19 protein-coding genes are annotated in these 21,466 nt (G+C 37.5%); 9 read left to right on the plus strand and 10 right to left on the minus strand.

Features of this window, described 5'->3' with window-relative positions:
* Positions 1-181: 181 nt before the first annotated feature.
* Entirely contained in the window at positions 182-664 is a 483-nt protein-coding gene (gene ybaK / locus FXX65_RS06215) for a Cys-tRNA(Pro) deacylase (protein WP_147615550.1), read from the minus strand.
* A gap of 104 nt (positions 665-768) precedes the next feature.
* Between ybaK and FXX65_RS06220 the strand changes: the two genes are divergently transcribed.
* A complete protein-coding gene (locus tag FXX65_RS06220; RefSeq protein WP_147615551.1) occupies positions 769-2,061 on the plus strand; it encodes a CobW family GTP-binding protein in 1,293 nt (430 codons plus the stop codon).
* 139 nt (positions 2,062-2,200) lie between these two features.
* Positions 2,201-3,622 carry a lyase family protein gene (locus FXX65_RS06225; RefSeq protein ID WP_147615552.1) on the plus strand — a complete coding sequence of 474 codons (1,422 nt, stop codon included), beginning with the start codon at positions 2,201-2,203 and terminating at the stop codon, positions 3,620-3,622.
* A gap of 62 nt (positions 3,623-3,684) precedes the next feature.
* Here FXX65_RS06225 and FXX65_RS06230 read toward each other — a convergent pair whose 3' ends face one another.
* Positions 3,685-3,933, minus strand: coding sequence for a DUF1858 domain-containing protein (locus FXX65_RS06230; protein WP_147615553.1), 249 nt, complete (start codon positions 3,931-3,933; stop codon positions 3,685-3,687).
* 403 nt (positions 3,934-4,336) lie between these two features.
* Here FXX65_RS06230 and FXX65_RS06235 point away from each other — a divergent pair, with 403 nt between their 5' ends.
* Positions 4,337-6,295, plus strand: a complete 1,959-nt coding sequence (locus FXX65_RS06235; protein WP_147615554.1) for an NAD(+) synthase — start codon at positions 4,337-4,339, stop codon at positions 6,293-6,295.
* 7 nt (positions 6,296-6,302) lie between these two features.
* Here the strand turns inward: FXX65_RS06235 and rocF are convergent, their stop codons facing one another.
* The gene (rocF, locus tag FXX65_RS06240) at positions 6,303-7,214 is read right to left on the minus strand and encodes an arginase (protein WP_147612906.1); all 912 of its coding nucleotides are present in this window, start codon (positions 7,212-7,214) and stop codon (positions 6,303-6,305) included.
* Positions 7,215-7,349: 135 nt separating this feature from the next.
* Between rocF and FXX65_RS06245 the strand changes: the two genes are divergently transcribed.
* Positions 7,350-8,270, plus strand: a complete 921-nt coding sequence (locus FXX65_RS06245; RefSeq protein WP_147615555.1) for a diacylglycerol/lipid kinase family protein — start codon at positions 7,350-7,352, stop codon at positions 8,268-8,270.
* A gap of 271 nt (positions 8,271-8,541) precedes the next feature.
* On the opposite strand, the gene FXX65_RS06250 is transcribed toward FXX65_RS06245, so the two are convergent.
* The 4 genes from FXX65_RS06250 to FXX65_RS06265 are packed head-to-tail and all read right to left on the minus strand — an operon-like array spanning position 8,542 to position 12,880.
* Positions 8,542-9,114 carry a DUF4340 domain-containing protein gene (locus FXX65_RS06250; RefSeq protein ID WP_147615556.1) on the minus strand — a complete coding sequence of 191 codons (573 nt, stop codon included), beginning with the start codon at positions 9,112-9,114 and terminating at the stop codon, positions 8,542-8,544.
* 37 nt (positions 9,115-9,151) lie between these two features.
* The gene (locus FXX65_RS06255) at positions 9,152-11,203 is read right to left on the minus strand and encodes a GldG family protein (RefSeq protein ID WP_147615557.1); all 2,052 of its coding nucleotides are present in this window, start codon (positions 11,201-11,203) and stop codon (positions 9,152-9,154) included.
* 2 nt (positions 11,204-11,205) lie between these two features.
* Positions 11,206-11,934 carry an ABC transporter permease gene (locus FXX65_RS06260; protein ID WP_147615558.1) on the minus strand — a complete coding sequence of 243 codons (729 nt, stop codon included), beginning with the start codon at positions 11,932-11,934 and terminating at the stop codon, positions 11,206-11,208.
* A gap of 10 nt (positions 11,935-11,944) precedes the next feature.
* Positions 11,945-12,880, minus strand: a complete 936-nt coding sequence (locus tag FXX65_RS06265; RefSeq protein ID WP_147615559.1) for an ABC transporter ATP-binding protein — start codon at positions 12,878-12,880, stop codon at positions 11,945-11,947.
* A gap of 139 nt (positions 12,881-13,019) precedes the next feature.
* Between FXX65_RS06265 and FXX65_RS06270 the strand changes: the two genes are divergently transcribed.
* Positions 13,020-13,544 (plus strand): COG2426 family protein, encoded by a 525-nt coding sequence (locus FXX65_RS06270; RefSeq protein ID WP_147612900.1) that lies wholly within the window; start codon positions 13,020-13,022, stop codon positions 13,542-13,544.
* A gap of 5 nt (positions 13,545-13,549) precedes the next feature.
* On the opposite strand, the gene FXX65_RS06275 is transcribed toward FXX65_RS06270, so the two are convergent.
* From FXX65_RS06275 to FXX65_RS06285, 3 genes are all read right to left on the minus strand, one after another.
* Positions 13,550-14,224 (minus strand): ABC transporter ATP-binding protein, encoded by a 675-nt coding sequence (locus FXX65_RS06275; protein ID WP_147615560.1) that lies wholly within the window; start codon positions 14,222-14,224, stop codon positions 13,550-13,552.
* A 100-nt stretch (positions 14,225-14,324) separates the two neighbouring features.
* A complete protein-coding gene (locus tag FXX65_RS06280; RefSeq protein WP_147615561.1) occupies positions 14,325-15,827 on the minus strand; it encodes an ABC transporter permease in 1,503 nt (500 codons plus the stop codon).
* Positions 15,828-15,966: 139 nt separating this feature from the next.
* Positions 15,967-16,998, minus strand: a complete 1,032-nt coding sequence (locus tag FXX65_RS06285) for a thiamine ABC transporter substrate-binding protein (protein ID WP_147615562.1) — start codon at positions 16,996-16,998, stop codon at positions 15,967-15,969.
* Positions 16,999-17,372: 374 nt separating this feature from the next.
* On the opposite strand from FXX65_RS06285, the gene FXX65_RS06290 reads away from it, so the two are divergent.
* From FXX65_RS06290 to FXX65_RS06305, 4 genes are read left to right on the plus strand one after another with little or no spacing between them, the layout of a single operon-like run.
* Positions 17,373-17,864 (plus strand): hypothetical protein, encoded by a 492-nt coding sequence (locus FXX65_RS06290; RefSeq protein WP_147612896.1) that lies wholly within the window; start codon positions 17,373-17,375, stop codon positions 17,862-17,864.
* Between the two features lie 22 nt (positions 17,865-17,886).
* Positions 17,887-18,501 carry a tetratricopeptide repeat protein gene (locus FXX65_RS06295; protein ID WP_187116232.1) on the plus strand — a complete coding sequence of 205 codons (615 nt, stop codon included), beginning with the start codon at positions 17,887-17,889 and terminating at the stop codon, positions 18,499-18,501.
* Positions 18,498-19,970 (plus strand): Ig-like domain-containing protein, encoded by a 1,473-nt coding sequence (locus FXX65_RS06300; RefSeq protein ID WP_147615564.1) that lies wholly within the window; start codon positions 18,498-18,500, stop codon positions 19,968-19,970. Before FXX65_RS06295 ends, FXX65_RS06300 begins: the two co-directional genes overlap by 4 nt.
* Positions 19,946-21,466: an Ig-like domain-containing protein gene (locus tag FXX65_RS06305; protein ID WP_147615565.1), complete on the plus strand. Its 1,521-nt coding sequence runs from the start codon at positions 19,946-19,948 to the stop codon at positions 21,464-21,466. Before FXX65_RS06300 ends, FXX65_RS06305 begins: the two co-directional genes overlap by 25 nt.

Raw genomic sequence — 21,466 nt, forward strand, 5'->3', positions numbered from 1 at the left:
CAACATTTTGTTGTCGGTCGCACATCCTTGTGCGACCGTGCGGCAGGGATTGGAGTGGTGGCGAAGCCGTCGACCGCAGGAGCGTAGCGACGAGGACGATGAGCGTTAGCGAACCACGCAAAGCCCGGTTTTTGCGGAACTCAAGTGGAGCAAAAAGCCGCCCTGCAAATTCGCTATTTTGTTAAAGCGTAAAATCTGCTGTTTGAGCGGAGGTTGCCTTTATTAAGTCTTGTGGTGATATGACTATCTGCTCGCCGCGGATTCCTGCACTTATGTAGAGTTTGTCGCAGGAGAGAGCAGATTGGTCGATGAAGGTTTGAAAGTTTTTTTTCATTCCGAGTGGGGAGCAGCCGCCTCGTATGTAACCTGTGAGCGATAAGAGTTCGTCGCTTTTTACAGGTGCTATTTCTTTTGAATTTGTTAGTGTGCGCGCTTTTTTTAAATTTATTTCTTGGGCTGCGCTTTGGCAAAAGACAAAAATCTGCATGGATTCGTTTTTCATTACGATTGTCTTAAAACATTTTTCGATTTGAATGTTCAATTTTTGTGCGATGTTTTGTGCAGCTCCGCGTTCTAGTTCGTGTTCGCCGTCATCTTCGTAGGTAAGAACTTCATATTTTATTTTGAGTTTGTCTAAAATTCGCATTGCGTTTGTTTTTTTCATATCGTTGCCTTTATTTTACTGCAATATATAGTCGTTTGTAAAAAAAAATATTATCTTGTAAGCGTATATACTAAAAAGTTTGCCTTTGCAAACAGGGAGTAAAAATGGCTAAGGAAAAAACGCCGATAACACTTTTGTGCGGTTACTTAGGTGCTGGTAAGACGACCTTGTTGAATCAAGTTCTTTCAAATCAAAAAGGATATAAAGTTGCAGTTATTGTAAATGATATTGGTGAAGTGAATGTTGACGCAAGATTGATTGCCGAAGGGGCAAAAATTACTGATACTTCGGATATTGTTCCGCTTACAAATGGGTGTATCTGTTGTACTTTAAAATCTGACCTTTCAAAAAATATTGAAAATCTTATAAAGAGCAAAAAATACGACTATGTCATGATTGAAGCGTCTGGCGTTTGTGAACCTATGCCAATTGCTCAAGAAATTGAAACGATAAAAAATGGCGTTTTGGATAATGTTGTTGGCGTTGTTGATGCTGCGCGCCTTGTTGACGAATTTGCTGGTGGAAATAAGCTTTTAAACAAGGAAAAAATTGGTGAAGAGGACATTGAGTCGTTGCTGGTTCAGCAGATTGAATTCTGTTCGACTCTGGTTATCAACAAAAAAGATTTAGTTACAGAAGATGAATTCAAAAAGGTTAGAAAAGTTATAGAGACCTTGCATCCTGGAGTAAAAATCATTGAGACGGATCACGGCAAGGTTGATGTTGCAGAAATTCTTTCTACAGGTTCATTCGATTTTGAAAAAGTTTACGCTTCTGCTGGCTGGTGCAAAAAACTAGAAGAGGGCGATTTTGACGAAGACGATGAAGACGAGCATGAGCATGGTGAACACGACCACCACGATGATGAACACGGACATCATCATGAGCATGAGGGCGAGCATCATCACGAACATGATGGCCATGAAAGCGAACATGATGAACATCACGAACACGAAGACGAGCATGGACATCATCGCGCACATCACCACCATGAACACAAACACGAAGGCGACAGCGGTGCCGACGAAGATGAATACGGAATTGGAACTTTTATATATTACAGAAGGAAACCATTTGTAAGGCAGTTACTCGACGAGTTTGCTTCACGATGGCCAAAAAACATCATTCGATGCAAAGGTCTTATGTGGTTTGAAGATGAACCTGAAATGGCTTGGGTTTTTGAAACAAGCGGAAGGCAAATTCAGGCAGGTTATTCTGGACAGTGGATTGCCGTTGCACCAGAAAAAGAGCAAAAAGAAATCCTTGAGGCAAATCCCGACATTAAAAAAGAATGGGATAGCGAAGTTGGCGACAGGATGATAAAACTTTGCATAATAGGTCAAGACTTGGATAAAAAAGCGATAACTGCCGAATTAGACAAGTGCCTTGCAAAATAGAATAAGATGAATCGCATTGAGCAGGGATGAAGTTTTTTTCTGCTCAGTGGATTTTTTTTAGAAACTCCAGTTTTTGTAGAGAATCGATAGCGAAGCGCTTTGTTGAGCAAGACGAGGGAAATCACTATAATTTTTCTCTATGGAAACACGTAACATTTTTGAAAACATTTCTTGTATCGATCACAGATACTCTTTGTCGGAGGCCGAAGCTTTTTCTGGTCTTTCAAAATACATTTCTGAAGAAGCATCTGTTCGCTCTCATGCTTTGTGCGAGGCGGCTCTTGTAAAAGCACATTTAAAACTTCGCGGTAAATTGACAGCAGAAATCTCAAAAAAACTGGATGAAGTTGCCCAAAATATAGATCCAAAAGAAGTTTACGAAGAAGAAGAAAAGACAAAACATAATATTCGCGCACTTGTAAACGTGATGAAGACCAAAGTTGACGGAGACATTGGCCCTCTTATCCACTTGGGTGCGACTTCTGTTGATATTTTGGACACAGGCCTTTCCTGTAGGATGCGAGATGTTACCAAAAATGTTGTAATTCCAGAACTAAAAAGACTTGAAAACTATCTTTGCGATATTGCAGAGCGCGAATGTGCAACACCACAAGTTGGGCGCACTCACGGACAGCATGCAGTTCCAATCACTTTTGGCTGGGAAATTGCAGAATTTGTTGCCCGACTTGGAAAATCAATTTTAAAAATCGAAGAACTTTCAGACAATCTTGTTGGAAAACTGGCAGGTCCTGTAGGTGCATACAATGGTCCTTCTATGATTGTAAAGGATCCTGAAGAATTGGAAAAAATTTATGTAGAGTTTTTGGGATTAAAGCCTTCTGAATATTCAAATCAGCTTGTTGAAGTGGAGCATGTTCTTAGACTTTTGCTCGAGATGAACGTTGCCTTTGGAATTATTGCAAACCTTGCCGATGATTTGCGTAATCTTCAACGTTCTGAAATTGGCGAAGTTTTTGAATATTTTGCTGCAACTCAAGTGGGCTCTTCTACGATGCCTCAAAAACGAAATCCTTGGAACAGCGAACACGTAAAGTCTTTGTGGAAGGCGATGTGTCCGCGCGTTATAACTTTTTATATGGATCAGATTTCTGAACACCAGCGTGATTTGACAAATTCTGCTTCTCAACGATTTATTGCCGACTATGTTGCTGGTTTTACTATGGCAGTTGCAAGGATGAACAGCGTAGTCAAAGGCTTGCAGGCTGACAAAGAAGGCATGGCACGCAATCTTGAAAATGCTGGCGGAAAAGTCAAAGGCGGTGTTCTTGCAGAACCTGCGTATATTTTGCTCGGAGAAGCTGGCTATAACGACGGACACGAAATTATCAGAAACATAACACTCGAAGCCGAAAAGACTGGAAAAACATTTTTTGAAGTTCTAAAAACTCACGAAAAAGAATACAAAGATATCACCGCACAACTGGAAAAACTTGGAATTGAAAACCCGGCAAACTTTTTTGAACACCCTGCAAATTACTGCGGTCTGGCTGCAAAAAAATCTGCAAGGCTCGCAAAAAAATATCGCGAGCTGATGAATTAATTTTATTTTGCTCTTCTAGTTGCGTTTTAATTTACAAGCGCCTCGTTAGAACGCAACTAAATTTATGAGTTTTGAACTTCTTCCTGGTGTAAAAATTCGTTTAGTTCTTCTATAACTTCTTCCGGGTCAATTCCGTGTCCCATTGCCGCTTCTTCTAAAGTTTCAAGTTGCGAAGCAAAACAGCCAACACAGTGCATTCCCATCATCATAAGTGGCTCAACAAGTTGAGGATATTCTTTTACAAGGGTTGAAATCAACATATCTTTTTTTATTTTTTTATCGTCGGTTTTGGCATTTAAATCCTGCTGCATAAAATTCTCCGAAATAAATATCTGTATTTAAAAATATAATGATTTTATTCAATATCGTGTGGATTAGGCTCTATAAATTGATGTAATATTTATCCGACTGGATTTTAACTGCCTGTCGGTGCGACTGTGCGACAAAAGCGGAAGGGTCTACTTGTAGCCCCGCTGCCCGCTTGCGAGCTTCCAACGGCAAGGGATTGGAGTGGCGGCGAAGCCGTCGACCGCAGGAGCGCAAGCGACGAGGACGATGAGCGTTAGCGAACCACGCAAAGCCCGTTTTTTGCGAAACGCCAGTTGAGTAAAAAGCCGCCCGTAAATTCATGAAAAAAATGGGTTATGGATATTTAATTTTAATATTTGATGTGAATCTGGTTTTGGATTCTACGCTTTTTAGGAGCAAAACGATATGGAAGATTTTGGATTTTTGAGAGTTGCTGCGGTCTCGCCTGAGGTTTGTGTTGCGGATGTCGAAAAAAACACTCGCGTAATTTGCAATACGATTGATGAATTAAAGGAGCAGGGAGTTCAACTTGCGGTGTTTCCTGAACTTTGCATAACTGGCTACACTTGTGCAGACCTTTTTTTTCAGGATGAATTGCTGGCAAGTGCGAAAAAATCTCTTTTAAAAATCCTTCTTCATGCGGACAAAATTGCAGTTTTGGTTGGTCTTCCGTTAAAAGCGATGAACGGAGTGTTGTACAACTGTGCCGCTTTGTTGTGCGGAAAAACGATAAGAATTTATCCAAAAACTTTTGTTCCAAATTATGCTGAATTTTACGAAAAGCGATGGTTTACTTCTTATGCAGGCGAGCAGGGACTTTTTGAATACGAAACTGGCGGTCTTGTAAAACTGAATACAGAAGCGAATGGTTTTACTGGTGCGATTCTCGGCTGTGAAATTTGCGAAGATGCTTGGGTTAGTGTTTCGCCTTCTGCAATTTCCTGCTTAAACGGAGCAAATGTGATTGCAAACCTTTCTGCTGGAAACGAATTGATTGGTAAATCTTCCTACAGAAAAAATCTTATTTCAATCAACAGTGCAAAAAATATCTGCGCTTACATTTATGCAAACGCAGGCGTTGGAGAGTCCACTCAGGATTTGGTATTTTCCGGACATTCTTTGATTTGTGAAAACGGTTCGGTGCTTAAAGAAAAAAATCCTTTTGATGAAAGTTCTTCTTATATAATTTGCGACATAGATTTGCAGAAAATAAATTATGAACGAAGGCGAACAGAAACTTTTGGTCAGCCTAATCTGTTAAAAAAGTCAGAATTGAAGTTTGAAGAGATAACTGTTGCGTCTACAGATTTTGCGTCTTTAAAAAGAAAGGTCGAAGGCAAGCCTTTTGTTCCTTCTTCTGCTGTCGAATGTAAACAAAGATGTGAAGAAATTTCTCGATTGCAGGCGTGGGCTCTTGTAAAGAGAATTTCCCATGTGAATGCGAAAACCGTTGTTGTTGGAATTTCTGGCGGGCTTGATTCAACGCTTGCTCTTTTGGTTTGTTGCCAAGCGTTTGACATTTTAAAAAAAGACAGAAAAGAAATTCACGCTATTACGATGCCAGGTTTTGGAACCACAGGAAGAACTTACGAAAATGCAAAAAAACTCGCGCTTTGTTGCGGCGTAACCTTGGTTGAAATTTCTATAAAGGAATGTGCGAAAAAACACCTTGAAGATTTGAATCATCCTTTGGATTTATATGATACGACTTACGAAAATGCACAGGCACGCGAAAGGACGCAAGTTCTATTCGACTACGCAAATATGCATTCGGGGCTTGTGCTGGGGACTGGCGACCTTTCGGAACTCGCTTTGGGCTGGTGCACTTACAATGGTGACCAGATGAGCAATTATTCTGTAAATTCTTCGATTCCTAAAACGCTTGTTCGCTATCTGGTAAATTTTTATGCTGAAGAATCTCAAGAAAAAAATAGGGTTTTGAGCAAAACTTTAAACGATATAATTTCCACACCTGTAAGCCCAGAGCTTTTGCCTCCAGATAAAGATGGAAACATTGCCCAAAAGACAGAAAACTCAATCGGTTCTTATCTTCTCCACGACTTTTTTATATATAACACTCTTCGAAACGGTTTTTCGCCAAAAAAGATTTTCTTTTTGGCAAAGGCTGCAATTTCTCAGGGCAGTTTAGAAAAATTCAGCGACGAGGCGATAATCAAAACGATGAAAACTTTTTACAATAGATTTTTTTCTCAGCAATTTAAAAGGTCTTGCATGAGCGACGGCGTAAAAGTTGGAAGCGTAAGCCTTTCTCCACGAGGCGACTGGAGAATGCCAAGCGATGCAAGTGCAAAACTGTGGCTGGATGCTGTGGAAGAATTGGAAAAAGAAATCTTAAAATCGTAGATTTTTTTTAATACAGTGTTTCGCCTAAAAGCCGTGCTATAAGTTGAACTGCCATGACTGCGGTTTCGTTTCTTACGTCGAGTATAGGATTAACCTCTACAACTTCCATCGACTCTACAAGACCCAAAGAACTCATTTCTTCCATAAGTAAGAGCGCTTCTCTGTATGTAAGCCCACCAGGCACTGGCACTCCTGTTCCCGGTGCTATGCTTGGATCTAGCGAATCCATATCAAAACTAACATGAACGCAGTCGCAATGTGTCCTAAAAAATCTTTTTACTTTTTTTATTATTTCGTCAAGACCACAGCGATCTATGTCGCTAATTGTAAAAACTGTAACTCCTGCCTTATGCATTAGTTCTTTTTCTTTTGGATCTAAATCGCGAATTCCGACAAAGCAGATATTTTTTGGGTCGATTTTTCGCTCTGGTTCGTAAAGCTTTACAAGCTCTTCTAATCCGTATCCTGCGCATGCTGCCAAGCATTGCCCATGAATGTTTCCTGTTATAGAAATATCCGCAGTGTTAAAATCTCCGTGCGCATCTACGTAAAGAACTCCCAGTTTTTTGCCAGATTTTTTACAGCTTGCGTTTAATCCTGCAACCGAACCCAAAACGATGGAATGATCGCCACCCAAAACAAGCGGAAATTCGCCTTTGTTTTTTGAAAGTTCAACTTTTTGCGCAACTTGCTCGCAAACTTTTACAATCGGTTTTAGATATTTTGCATTGGGATTATCTCCTACTTCCGCATATTCTTGTGGCAGGATATCCATCTGCTCTTTATCCGAAATTACATTTAAAGAAAGGGATTCAAGTTTGTTTCTAAGACCTGCCAAACGGATTGCAGAAGGTCCCATGTCGCTTCCGTGGCGTTTTCCGCCGTAATCAAGTGGAACTTCAATTATGTGCACATTCATGCTTCCTATGATACTGATTTAGAAAGTTAAAATGCAAGAGAGTTTTATAAATTAAAACGCAGCCGAAATCTATGCAAAATCTCCTTTTGATATTCCTCGCTTGAACTGGTTTTATTTCTGCTTTAAAATCAAACTATGTACTACTTTATAGTGAACGAATACGGCGGTTCAGGGCAGGCGCGCAGAACTTGGGAGCGAGTTCAATCTGTTTTGGACGAACAAAAAATAAAATATCAAAAATTTGTGCCAGAATGCAAAGGTTATTCCGCTGTTCTGGCAGAGCATATTTCAGAACTGGAAGACGACGACATTCGCCTAGTAGTTGTTGGCGGCGACGGAACTGTAAACGAGGTTTTGAATGGAATACGAAGTTTTGAGCGAATAAAATTTGGCGTAATTCCGACAGGTTCTGGCAACGATTTTTGCCGTGGCTTAAAACTTCCACTAAAAGATGTAGAAAAAATTACGCGAATGATTTTATCTTCAAAACAAACAAAAAATATAGATTTAGGAATAGTGAGTTCTGGAGGCAGGCGAAGAATTTTTGCAATATCGTCTGGCTTTGGGCTGAATGCAATCGTTGGAACAGGAATAAATACTTCCAAGATAAAAGTTTTTATGAACAAGCTTCACTTAAATTCAATGAGTTATGCACTACTGACAATAAAAACATTGTTTTCGATGAAAACCTGTAATTTTAAATTGAGTTTTAACGGCGAACCTTTGCAGGAGTTTGACAGAGCGATATTTTTGGCAGCGATGAATTTTCCGTGCGAGGGCGGTGGAGTTCCAATGGCGCCAAATGCGACAGCGAACGACGGCAAATTGAGTTTTACGCTTGCGGCGAGAATTCCCAAATGGAAGTGTTTTTTTGCGTTTCCATTTCTTCTGGCAGCAAAACAGCATTTAATCAAAGGCTTTTTTACAAGAGATGCAAAAACTTTGGATGTTTTTTCTTCGCCAGCAACAATAAGCCACACGGACGGCGAACTTTTTGGCAATTTGGAAAAAATCCATTATGAATGTCTTCCACAAAAATTAAAATTGCTTATTTAACAAGCACAAAAAGCAGAACTTGCATTTTATAAATTGGGCGGCTTTTTGCTGCTCCACTTCGTTTCGCAAAAATCGGGCTTTGCACCCTTCGCTAACGCTCATCGTCCTCGTCGCTTTGCTCCTGCGGTCGACGGCAGTGCCGCCACTCCAACCCCTTGCTGCTGTAAGCTCGCAGGCGGGCAGCGGGGCTACAAGTAGACCCTGCCGCATTCGTCGCACATGAGGTGCGACCTACAAGCAATGCTGACAGTTTTGGAGTATTTTCTGTATTCTATTCTTTTAGAACAGGCATCTGTTCGTTTGGATTTTCTTGTGGTTTTTCTTGCAAATTGTTTTCAACTTTCATTTTTAAGTCTTCTGCTTTTACAGAAAAAATTGAGCGTAGATTTCCTGTTGAAAGTTGTGTTTCTGGTGAACCGTCAATTTGAATATAAGCTGTGTTTGCAGCAGAACCAGATTTTCCGATATTCACTTTTCTTACGGTTTTTCCATTTTTTAATGCCGTCAATTCCATCGCAGTGTTGTCTAAAAATCCGTATCGTTCCAATTCGCTCGTTGCAGAAGAGCGGCTTATAATTCCCAATGTTTTTATCGAAGAAATTGCCTGTGTCAATTCCTGGACTTTTTTGTCGTCTGCCGCCTGTTTTTCATCGCCAACATACCAAAGTCCGCCCTCTAAAGAAAGTTTTATAATCCCGTCCTGATTTTTTATCTGGAGACAGTCTATTTTTTCTTTTAACTTGTATGTTTTTACAGGCGAGCGATTTGAAACTACAAGTTGAACCGCATATATCGCTGCAAGGATTGCAATCGCTGATAATAAAAATATTTTTCTCGATTTCATCTTCTATATTTCCTTAAAATTTTGTCAATTTAATTTTCTAATTTTTTATTTCGCGCTCATCGTCTGGATTGTATTTCTGCCTGATTGCATTTTTTCTTGCATTGAATTTTAAAAGCGAAATCAAGCCTGCAAGGGCAACCAGAACAACAAGCCCAAACTGATTAAAATACTTTACAAATTGAACGAGTGCCCCATTTTTTGCGCGCAGAGTGTTTAAACTCAAGCCTTTTGTCCTCATGTTTGCAAGGTCGGCTTCGCCGTTCATATAGTCAATCGTGTTTCTTACAAACATTGCAACTGGCTGCTTGCCACTTTCGTCCATCACCTGCCCTGTCGTTATTTTTGAAGTGCCAACCACAAAAACTTTTCCGTTTTGTACGCTCTTTGAATAGTGATTACTAAAATTTACTTCTCCCGAAGTTTTTTGCTCTGGATTTTCTTCAAAAGCGCTTTTGAATTTTCCTTCTAATAAAACGGCAAGATTTTCACTTTTCATAGCAGAAGAATCAGCAGGTTTTCTTATCATCTGCGGAATTGCGGTAACCTTGTCCTGTAAAAGCCAGGATTTTTTTGAAGAGCGGGCGAGAATCGTAGTTTTTATGTCTTTGTCCTTTATCGCTTCGGAAACATCGATGGAACTATTTTGCAGCATTATTACATAACCCAGATTTTTTGTGATTGGATTTTTTCTGTCCATATTTGACTTTTGCAAGAGCGGAGCAAAATACAGCGGAGTTGAGCCGGAACGTGCATCCTGATTTACATAGCAGTTTTCGTCCATTACATAATCGCTTCCGACGGAAAGTCCATATTTTGAAAAGAGTTTTTCAAGTCCGGTTTCTGTTTTTTTGTATTGTGGCATTTCGTAGTATGCGGCTTGTCCCTGTGGAAGAATTTCTTCAAAGCTATCCGCAAAGAATACGAGATTTCCGCCCTGCATCAAAAACTGGTCTAATCTGTAAAGTTCTTCATCTTCAAATTTATCTTTTGGACCATTTACAACTATGCATTTTATTCCAGAAGGAATTTCTTGTTTTAAGTTTAATTCTTTAAATTCGTATCTGTCGGAAATTATAGAGTTAAAAGTTGCCGCAGTTTGCTCGTAACCGTCTGTCTGTGCAAGTTCAAGTTCCCTATGGCCTTTTACATAACCAATCACATTCGGTTTAGAAACAAGGCTCTTTAAATTTTCTGCAAGGTCTTCTTCTAAAGTATCGAGCCCTGAAATTCCGTTCCCAAAAAAACTTCTGGTCATTCTTACGGGTAGCGTCCTGAAATTTCCGTCGTATTGGAGCACAAGACCTAAAATCGCATTTCCATCGCCGTCTTTAGAAGTCCAGTTAATGCTTTGTATTCCGTAGCGCTGTGAAAGTTGTGGAATTTCTTGTTCTGGCGGATCTACAACTTCAAAGTCGATTCTATCCATATTTTTTTTGTTTACTTCTTTGTAAGCGGCAGAAACTGTCTGTTCAAGATTTTTAAAACCGCTTATGTTGAATTGCGAGAGTTTTTTTGTTGAATAGAGCGTGAGTTTTGCTTTTCCTTTTAAACCTGCAAGTGCGGAAGTTGTGCTTATGAGGCGGCTCATTGCAGTTGTAAGCGAATATTCAAGTCCTTCAGAAGATGTTATTGAATCTATATTTTCTGTTCTGTCTGCATAACTTATGGTAAGTCCCATCCAGGCCTGTTTAAAGCCCACTTCGTTATTTTTCAATTCTTGAATCTGTATTTGATTCAAACCGTAACCAGAGGCGATTTTTTGATTTTCATCTTTTTCCATATCAAAAAATTCTACGGAAAAATTGTGATTTGCAGCATTTTTGTATTCCTGCAAAAGATCTTTTATATAAGTGTCCACGCTGTTGTAAGGAGCTGGCAGATTTTTTGAAAAAAATACTTTTACAGAAAGCGGTTCTTCCAAAGTTTTTACAATCTGTTTGCTGGATTCAGAAAGCGAATACGAACGAGGAGATGTTAAATCCAGCCTAAAGTATGCTTTTGACATTACAAGATTTAAAAGAAGGATTGCAATCAGAGCGAGGATAAAATCGCTCTTTGGATTTTTTATGTAGTCGATAAATTTTTTCATGATTATTCCTGTCCTCCTTTTATGCTTTTTACAGTGAGCAGGATAAAAATAAAGGTTAAGGATGCAAAGTAAACTATGTCGCGGCTGTCTATTATTCCACGGCTTATAGATTCAAAATGATTTGATGCTGAAAGAAAGGCAACCGGCCTTACGAGAATTGCTGGTAAAAAAATTGCAAAGTTGCTTAAGAGCGTTAAAACAATGCAGATTGAAAACGCAATAAAAAACGCCACGATTTGATTTTTTGTCGTTGAAGAAGCAAAAAGTCCTATTGAACAAAACGAGGCGAGCAATAAGAATGACCCCAAATAACTTGCAATCATAGGTCCTACGTCGGGAGTTCCAAAAATAAAGCAGGTTAAAGCATAAAAAAGCGAAGGAGCAAGAAGGCTCAAGCCACAGATAAACGAAGCAAGAAATTTTCCTACCACAACTTGCGTAACTGTTACAGGAAGCGTCAAAAGCGTTTCTATCGATGTAGATTTTTTTTCTTCGGAAAACATTTTCATCGTTAACGCTGGTATGAAAAACGAAAATAAAATTGGAAGCAGTGAAAAAAAGTTTCTAAGTTCTGCCCTGTTTGCAAGAAAAAATGTGTTAAAAAATAAAAAGCCAGACGCTCCCACAAAAAGTCCTGCAACTATGTATGCGATTGGACTTAAAAAATAAGACATAACTTCGCGCCCTGTTATTACAAAAATTGGATTTTTAGGTTTTGTTGAATCTTTCATCTTATTCCCCTTATTCTTCTGTCAATGAATGGAAGATATCTTCTAAAGAATTGCGCCTTATAGAAAGCTCATAAAGATTTAAACCTGCTGCATTCACAGCCTTTGAAATTGCAGGTCTTATTTCTTTATCATTTTTTACTGCTACAATGGCTGTTGCACAGTTTTCTTCTGGAATTTCGTCTGGAGTTTCCTGTGTTATTTCGCCTGCAAAATCAACTTTGCTTAAAACTTCTGCTAATTCTTTAAAATTGCAGCCGCCTGCCTGTACCAAAACCGTTGCAGAACTTCCGTAACGGCTTCTTAAATCTTTTGTAGGGCTATCTGCAACTAATTTTCCGCCAGAAATTATTATTACGCGGTCACAGAGAGTTTCCACTTCTCCCAAGATGTGTGTAGAAATTATTACGGTTCTCGTTTTGCCGATTTCTTTTATCAACGCACGCACTTCTCCAATCTGATTTGGATCGAGCCCAGAAGTTGGTTCGTCTAGTATCAAGATTTCTGGATTATTCATTAAAGCGTGTGCTAAACCGACTCTCTGTCTGTATCCACGGCTTAATTCCGCTATGCTTTTGTGCATGACTTCTTTTAAGCCACATTCCTTACACAAAACAGGAATCTTTTCCTCAGGATTTTGATTTTGCATCTGCGCCACATATTTCAGATAATCTTCTACGAGCATTTCGCTGTAAAGCGGAGCACTTTCTGGCATGTAGCCAATCTTTTTTTTGCATTGGACGCTGTTTTCTTCTATATTGACTCCGTCGATTTTTATTGTTCCAGAACTAGGTTTTAAAAAACCTGTAACCATACGCATAGTTGTGGATTTTCCAGCACCATTAGGACCTAAAAGACCCACAATCTGTCCAGTCGGAATTGAAAAACTTATCGAGTCGACAGCTTTAAAAGTTCCAAATTGCTTGGACAAGGCAGAAACTTCTATCATTTTTCCCCCAAATATTTAAACAAAGGCAGAAATTCTCCAGCCTTTGATTTTTTATTGAATGATATAAATATAACAAAAACTTTGTTTTTTGGTTACCCGTTTGATTGTTCAAATTCTATGCTTCAATTATAATCGCCACATGTTTAAGATTTTTTTGATTGTTTTTTTTATTTCTATGGTTCCGCTCATTGAGTTGAGAGGTGCAATTCCTGTTGGTGTTGCACTCTTTTCTGTTTTTTTGAATGTTGCAGAGGGGCAGACTCTTCCTGTTAAATATATAGTTTTGATAAATTTGGTTTCTATGATTGGCAATATGCTTCCTGTTCCATTTATCTATTTTTTTGCACGAAAGGTTCTTGAATGGGGTGCAGATAAAAAAGTGATAGGACCTGTTTTTTCGTTTTTTTTAATTAGAGGAAGCCATGCCGGAAAAAAACTTGAAGAAAAAGCGGGGCGAGGCCTGTTTTTTGCGCTTATGCTTTTTGTGGGAATTCCATTGCCAGGAACTGGAGCGTGGACAGGAACTCTTGCAGCGAGCCTTTTGGATATGAAGCCAAAGCAAACTGTTCTTTCTGTTTTAGCAGGGGTTTTTATTGCCGCGATAATAATGACTTTGGCAAGCTGCGGCCTTTTGGGTGCAATAAGCGTATTATTTTTAAAGTAGAATTTTTACTGCATAAGCTCTTCGCTAAAGTCTTTTGCTAAGCCCTGCCAGACAATTTTGCCGCTTTTTAAAAGAATGATTTTATCGCTTACCTGCTTTGCTTCTGCAATGTCGTGAGTAACCATTATCCCTGTAAAACCAATTTCTTTTTGTAGTGTTCGAATTTCTTGTGCGAGTTTTTTTCTTAAAGGTGCATCTAGCGCAGAAAGTGGCTCGTCAAATAAAACTAATCGAGGTTTTACTATCAAGGTACGGGCAAGGCTTACCCTTTGTGCTTCGCCACCGCTTAAAGTTTCTGGAGAACGTTTTGAAAATCCATCTAAGTTGAATTTTTTTAAGAATTCATTTGCTTGTAATCGCGCATCTTTCTTTTTTATACCTTGACAGACTAAACCATAGGCAACGTTGTCTTCTACTGTAAGGTGTGCAAAAAGACTTGGACTTTGAAAAACCATTCCAATTCCACGCTCGCGAATTTTTACTGATGAAATATCTTTTTTGTCGAGAAAAAGTTTTGCTCCATCGCATTTTTCAAGACCTGCTATTATTCTTAGGAGTGTGGATTTTCCTGAACCAGAAGACCCTAAAATGGTTGTCATCGTCGATTTTTCGCATTCAAGACTAGCGTCGAGAGTAAAGTCGTTCCATTCCTTTTTTAAATTCATTGCTTTAAAGTACATAATTGTTTTGTCTACAAAAAAACTTAGCCCCGATTGCGTCGGAAATAAGCCGCTGTTTTTTATTTTTGCGGCTTATTGGAGCAAAAGCGGGTCGTAACATTTAATTGCGCTCCTTTTTTCTTGAAAGATAAAAAACTGTCGTACACATTAATGCTAAAATTGAACCTGTTGCACATGCTTGGTGAAATTTATAAGTTCCTGCTAGGCGATAGATGTAAAGTGAGAGCGTGTCAAACTTTGGAATTGAAAGCACTAGCGGAAGCGTTGCATCCCCTGCGCTAAGGGCAAAGCAAAATCCAGCAGAGCGAAAAAATGCTTTTTTGCAGATTGGAAGATAGATTTTAAAAATTATCTGACTGTTTTTTTTGCTTAAAAGTTTTGCTGCATCTTCTGTCGTATTTTTGAGTTTTGAAAAATCTGCAAATATCTGTCTAAATGCTATTGGCCAGTTTAATGCCGTTTGAGCAAGGACTAAAATCAAAAAATTTCCTTTTTTTATAAAAGCTGTAAGAATCAAGCCTGTTACCACGCTAGAAATTGCCATTGGTATTATTGGAATTATGCGAAATATAAAAAGCTTGCCGTTGCGGTCAAATTTGCGCAAAATTATTGCATATAAAAACGCTGTAAGTGCACAGAAAAAACCTGCGAGTGTGGAAGTTAAAACCGTCCATTTTATAGCATTCCAAAAAGATGCGGTTCTAAAAATATAGATAAAATTTGAGAGCGTAAGAATAGAAGTTTTTTGCTTTGTCATAAAACCGTTTATAAAGATTGAAAACAGCGGTCCTAAAAAAAATATTGCGATTGTAGCGAAAAATGCGATTGCGATGATTTTTTCAGGTGCATTTAATTTTTCTTTTTTTGAATTTTCGCTTGAAAACGAAATGCCTTTTAAAGCAGAAGATTTTTGTTCTAAAAAAGTGTAGGCAAAGACGAAGATTAAAGCGATTGAAGTTTCTGCTGTTGCAAGGCGAAATGCAGAATAAAAATCTAAATTCACTTTTGCTAGTTGGAATATTTCTACTTCTAAGGTTGTTGTTCCTATTGAACCAAATAAGAGCACTATCATAAAACTAAAAAAACAGTACAAAAAAACAGGAATGCAAGCGCTAACCAACGACGGCATCAATTTGTAAATTGTTATAGTTTTGAATATCTTAAAAGAATTTGCTCCTAAAAGGCGGGCGGCCTGTTCTTCTTCCTGTGGAAGCCTTTCCCAGTTGCTTGCAACCGTGCTCATCACCAAAGGAAAGTTATAAAAACCGTGGCAGATTATAATTCCCCAAAACGAATACAAAAAAGTTATTGGAGGAGAGGAGTTGCCTGTTACATACATAAAGATGCGGTTTACAGAGCCAGAAATTCCAAAAAAACTGACATAACCCAAAGCGATTAAAAGTGAAGGTATGCAAAGAGGAACCGCAGAAAGCAAAATAAAAATTTTTTTTGGGGAAAAATTTTTTTTTGCTACAAAAAAAGCAGAAAAAAGCCAAACCGCCACTGCTACTAATGTAGAAAGAAGTGCTTGAACTATTGTAAAAAAAGCGATTGATGTGAATCGATTTTCAAAAAATATGCTTAGTGCTTTAAGAAAAATCATAGATTAAAAAACAGGCACACAGCGTTCGATTGCAAGTGTGCCTCTTATTTTGAAACGACATTCGTTTTTAAGCATTATACTCTAAAAACGAAAAACAAAATTTGACAAAAAATAACAAAATCGCTCTAAAATTGAACTTTTATTTATTTAAGATATCCATAATCCTTTCTACAGCACCAGTTGCAAGTGTTGCATCATAAGAGAGAAGTTTTTGTGGTGTAGGGCACGCTTGTATATAGGATGCTGGAAGTTCTACAGTTTTATTTGCAGGAAGCATCCATTGTTTTAAAGGAATTTCGCTTTGTGCTTCTTTCGAAATTAAAAAGTCCAGAAACAGTTTTGCACCTTTTTTGTTTGGAGCATTTTTTGCCAATCCTGCACCTTCAACCTGCATTATATGTCCATCGCTAAAAATAAGTGCTTTATAGCGGTCTGTTTTATCGTATTCATAGTGGTAGGCAGCACTTGAAGAGTAACTTATAACTAAAGGTGCTTCTCCGTTTAAGAACAGACCATATCCTGCACTCCAACCTGGTGCCATAGTTAAGATATTAGGTTTAAGCGCTTTCCAAAAATCTTCAAATTCTTCGCCTTTTACGGCATAAGTCCAAGTTACAAAGCCAAGCCCTGGAGTAGAAGTGCGAGGATTCATCAAAATTATCTTTTTTTTGTATTGAGGATTTGTAAGGTCATCCAAAGATTTTGGAGGTTCAATTTTAGACTTTGTGTCGTAAATAAAAGCAAATGGGGCATAATCGTAAGGAGTTAAAAGATTTTTATCTCCCAAAGCTGCAACGAGATTTTCTGGAATTTCTTCTATGCCTTGTGGTTTATAAGATTCAAGAATATCTTCGTTTTGCGCTTTTAAAGCTAGATTGTTGTCCAGACCCAAAATTACATCGACATAAGGGTTGTCTTTTTCTAAAACAGAACGGCTCAAAATCTGCACGCCGTCGCCACAGTCTACATAGGTAACTTTTAAGCCAGTCTTTTCTGTAAACTTTTTGGCAATAGCCTGACCTGCTCCCCATTCACCGCAAAAGCTGTCGTAAGTATAAACTACAACATCTTTAGCACGGCTTTGAGCGAGGTCTGCTTTTTTAGAGCAGCCGTTAAGAATAAAAACAAAAATTAAAAAAAATGGAATAAATTTAAAGATGTGACGTTGCATATCTTCCTCCGCCAGTATTATCTGGATCAGGTTTGAACTTCATACGAAGCTCTGCGGGTTTAATCTCAGCAACTGCAAAAGCAGATAGCACCCCGGTACGCAAACGATTATAAAAATTCGCTGACCTTGTGTAAAGTGGTGCGAATTTTTCATTATGGCTATTTGGGCGTTCGATGCAAAACTTCGTTTTTCACCGTCGCTATGTTCGGGGTTCCGCTTGCGCTCCAGCCTCCTCGCTCGCTTATGCTCGCTGTGGTGGCCGGTTGCACCGCCCCTACCAGCGCTAACGCAAAAAATAAAAATTTTATTTTCACAAAAATATGTAAATTCGCTCAATCAACTCAAATTGTATAGCAAAGGAAAATGGAGCGTGTATGAGATTAAAACAGGCAGGCATTTTACTGATTGCAATAAGTTTTTTATTCGGCACAGGTTGCCAGAACAAAGAGAGAGAACTTTTTAAAGAAAATCTGGATAAGGGCGAAAAATATCTTTATTCACTTCAATACGAGCGAAGTTTTGAATATTTACAAAGCGCCAATCAAATTTTCAAAGCAGGCTTTAAAGCAAGCGCAAAGGACAAATCAAAACTTTTCGCCTGCCTTTCAGCAATTTACGTATGGAAAAAAGACATTCAAAATGCGCTTTTTTATGCACAAAATGCCTGGAATGTAGAAAAAGAAGGCAAGATTTACGGTTATTTATACGCAAGGCTTCTTTTTGCAGTTGATAAAGAAGAAGAGTCTTTAGCGGTGTTTAGAGAAACCTATTCGCTTTTTCCAGACAGGGCAGATCAATTTTCTTTAAAAACTTATGAACACTTAAAAAACAAATACAAAAGTCAGGATAGAAATGGTGCAAAATAGAAGTAAATTTATTTTCAGTTTTATGTTTTGCGTTTTTATCGCGTTGTTTTTTGTTTCCTGCAACGACAAAACTCAAAGCAAAAAAGACTACATAAGCGCAGTAGAAGCTTTTGAAAAACAAGATTTTGAAAAATCAATTTTGTACTGTAAAAAAGCGGCAAAGCAGGATACGAGTTTTTTTGAAGCAAAACTCTTACAGGCAAAAAATCTTTTTTTTACAGCGCGGTATGAAGAAAGCAAAAAAATATTAAAATCACTTTTAAAAAAATATCCCAAATATACGGACGCAAAGTTGTATCAAGTGCGCAATCTTATCGCCTTAAAAAAATATGACGAAGCGGAAACCCTTTTAAAATCAGAAATAAAATTTAATTCAGCGGATTACAGGTTTTATTATCTGTATTCTGTTTTGTATGCAGCCAAAGACGAGCAGGATAAAAGACTTTTTATGTGCCACAAAGCAGAGCAACTGCTTGATGAATCAGCACTTTTGCAACTTGAACTTTGCGAACTTTATATGATTTTGGCTTTGCCTAAAAAAGCAGATGAATGTTTAAAAAAGGCAGAAGTTTTAAGTTTGCAGCCACAGCAAATACAAAATATCAGAGCTGCACTAAAAAAAGGTGGCGCGTTTTGAAAAATCGCTTTTCAATTTTCAAAAACTTTATATTTTTCGTATCTTTTTTTGTTCTTAACGGCTGTAACTTTATTTCGTTTAAAGAATACGAAGTCAATCTCGTTTCAAGTTCAGAAGAAGGCTGGTTTTCAGAACAGGAAGTCCAATTTGAATTTAGCGAAGAAGTTGAAAAACTGCTTGCAGAAAAGAATGTAACCTTGTTAAAAAATAAAAATTCCTGCGAGCCAGTTTTTACTTGGAAAGAGAATACTCTTTTTGTAAAGCCTAAGGAAAATTTTATAAAAGGAAATCAATACGAAATTCATATCGATGGAACTTTTTACTTAAAAAATGGTGGGAGTTTTATAGATTATTCCTATTTTTCTTTTAATTATGGGAAAAAAGGAGAAGAGTTCAAACTCGTTTCAGACTGTAAAGATGAAAAAGATGTAAATCAAAAATACGAAATTTATTTGCAATTCAACAAAAGCGTGAATAAAGCGTTGTTTACACAAAATTTTTCTCTCTCTCCGCATACGGAATTCGATGTTATTCAAAGCGAAGACGGAACAATTTTTACGATAAAACCAAAAGATAAATGGAAGATAAACGAAAACTATCGCTATACTGTGGATTCTTTAATTTCTGAAGATGACTGGGTATTAAATAAAGCGATAAGCGGAAGTTTTAAAACGCAGCGCTTTTTCGATAAGGTGGAGCTCCTTTCTTTTAATCCTGTTTTATGCAATTCAAATGACAGCAGATCTTGGCTTTGGTTTACTCAGGATGAATTTGACAGCGTTTTGTGTGGAAAGATGGGAATTGGTTTAATTTTTAATCAGGAGATGGATTTTAATTCGATAAAGAATGCCTTTTCAATTTCGCCTGAAATATCCGGCACTTTGATTCAACTAAAAGATGAAAAAAATAAATTTGTCTATGTTACAGAAGATTTTTATAAATTAAAGACAGCTTATACGGCGAGCATTTCAAAAGAAGCAAAAAATCTTTTGGGACAGTATATTTCGCAAAAAAAACGAGTCAGTTTTAAAAGCATTTATGATTATCTAAAAATTGAGAAAATCACAATAAATCAAAAGGAATTTACCGATTTTCCTTCATTGATCCAAATAGGAGCGGATGAAAACAACGATGAAGATGAAGCCGAGAATAATGATGAAAATGAACTCAAACTTTCAATCAGCGTAAAATTCAGCGATTCAATATCAAAAGAAAAACTCTACGAGTCTCTAAATAAAATCAAATTTTCACTCCTGTTTCCATCTTCGTCCAAGGCTCCTGTAAATTTAAGTGCAACTTGGAATCAAGAACGAAATGAAATTCTACTCATTTATGAAAAAATCACAAAATCCACAGCAGAGGTGAACACAACCTATCGTTTAAAAATTGTAGGCGGTTCAAACGGAATCAAAACCGAAAACGGAAAGTATCTGGAGGCAAGTCAATGCGTAAATATTCAAGTGCTTTAAGCTTTTTCTGTTTATCGCTTTTTTCTGCGCTTGTACTTAGCAGTTGTTCAGATATGTTTTTTTCAGAATTAAAAATTGAAAATTTTAAATACGACAGTCAAAGCGTAATCGTAAAATTTAATCAAGAAATAAACGAGCAATCTCTTTTAAAGGCATTTAAAGTTACGAGGGACAATAAAAGTACAGGTTTTATTTTAAAGAAAGAAGATGACTCTTATAAATTTTTTATAGATGGTGAACTCAAAGCAAATTGCGATTATGTTGTAACGATAGACACAAACCTTGAATCTGCGGACGGAATCTCTTTGAAAAAAACTTTTATCGAAGAATTTTCTACTCGGAACGAAAAAATTGCTCCGTTTGTTGCAAAGATTTCTCCGTTTAACGAAGAAAAAGTAAACAAAAGTATAAGCGAAATTGCGATAGAATTTTCAGAGACAGTCGATACGCAATCTTTTGAAAAGGCGTTTTCTATCAGTCCTGCTTGTCAATATTGCTTGGAATTTGAAGACGGAAATAAAATTGCAAAACTCGTTTTAGCAGAAGAATTAAAGGCAAACACAGAATACCTAATAAATATCTCTACTGCGTTGGAGGATTTGTGCCGCAACAATCTAAAAAATGAATTCAATTCAAGCTTTGTTTATAAAGAAAGCAATGAGTTTCCAGAATATAAAGTTTTTCTTTTAAAAGGTGAAGAAAAAATAGTTGTCGAGGATGAAAGTCAGCAATCTTTTTTAACAAAAGACAGCAAATTGCGAATTGAGTTTACAAAAAAAATGGATTTTTCGACCTTTTCCAATTTCTTGACCTTTGTTCCTTCGCTTTCTTATAAAACTCAAATCGATTATCCAAACGAAAATTCTATCACTCTAAGTTTTAATGATATTTGTTGGAATGACAGATACGCCCTTTGGCTTAGAAAAGGAATAAAAGACGATTCAGAGCTTAAAACGCAAAATGATTTTAGATTCAGCCTAATTTTTGACAACCAAGATTTTATGAATGTTCGTTTTGTAAAAGGCTTCTTGGAAGTAAAAAGATGGAATTCTAATGAACATGATGATAGCGATGTTTTTGTGTTTGATGAACAAAATAATTTTGGTTATGCAGTTTTTAATGTCGAAACCTTTAAAAAAGGCGAAGAGCAAGATTCGGCTTTGTACCTCATCTTTGATACTTCAAATTTGAGCGATGGAATCGACGAGTTTTCTGTTATGGAAAATTTTAGCACGTCTGTAACAAATCGAGCGGTAGAAATCACTTTGAAAAATATACGCAAGATAACAAAAGAAAATTACGTTACTGAATTCATAGACAACTTGCTTACTCAATTTTGCGGCGAAGCATATTTCAACCTTAGCGTTATAAAAGTGTGCCTAAAAGTAAAAAATTCTGATTCAAACGGAATTATAACTTTTCACCTTGATAAGTCAATTTCTGACACTTTGGGAAACACGATGAAAGAAGAAAAAATCTTTAAGTTTAATAAATAA

Source organism: Treponema pectinovorum, from assembly GCF_900497595.1.
Taxonomy (GTDB): domain Bacteria; phylum Spirochaetota; class Spirochaetia; order Treponematales; family Treponemataceae; genus Treponema_D; species Treponema_D pectinovorum.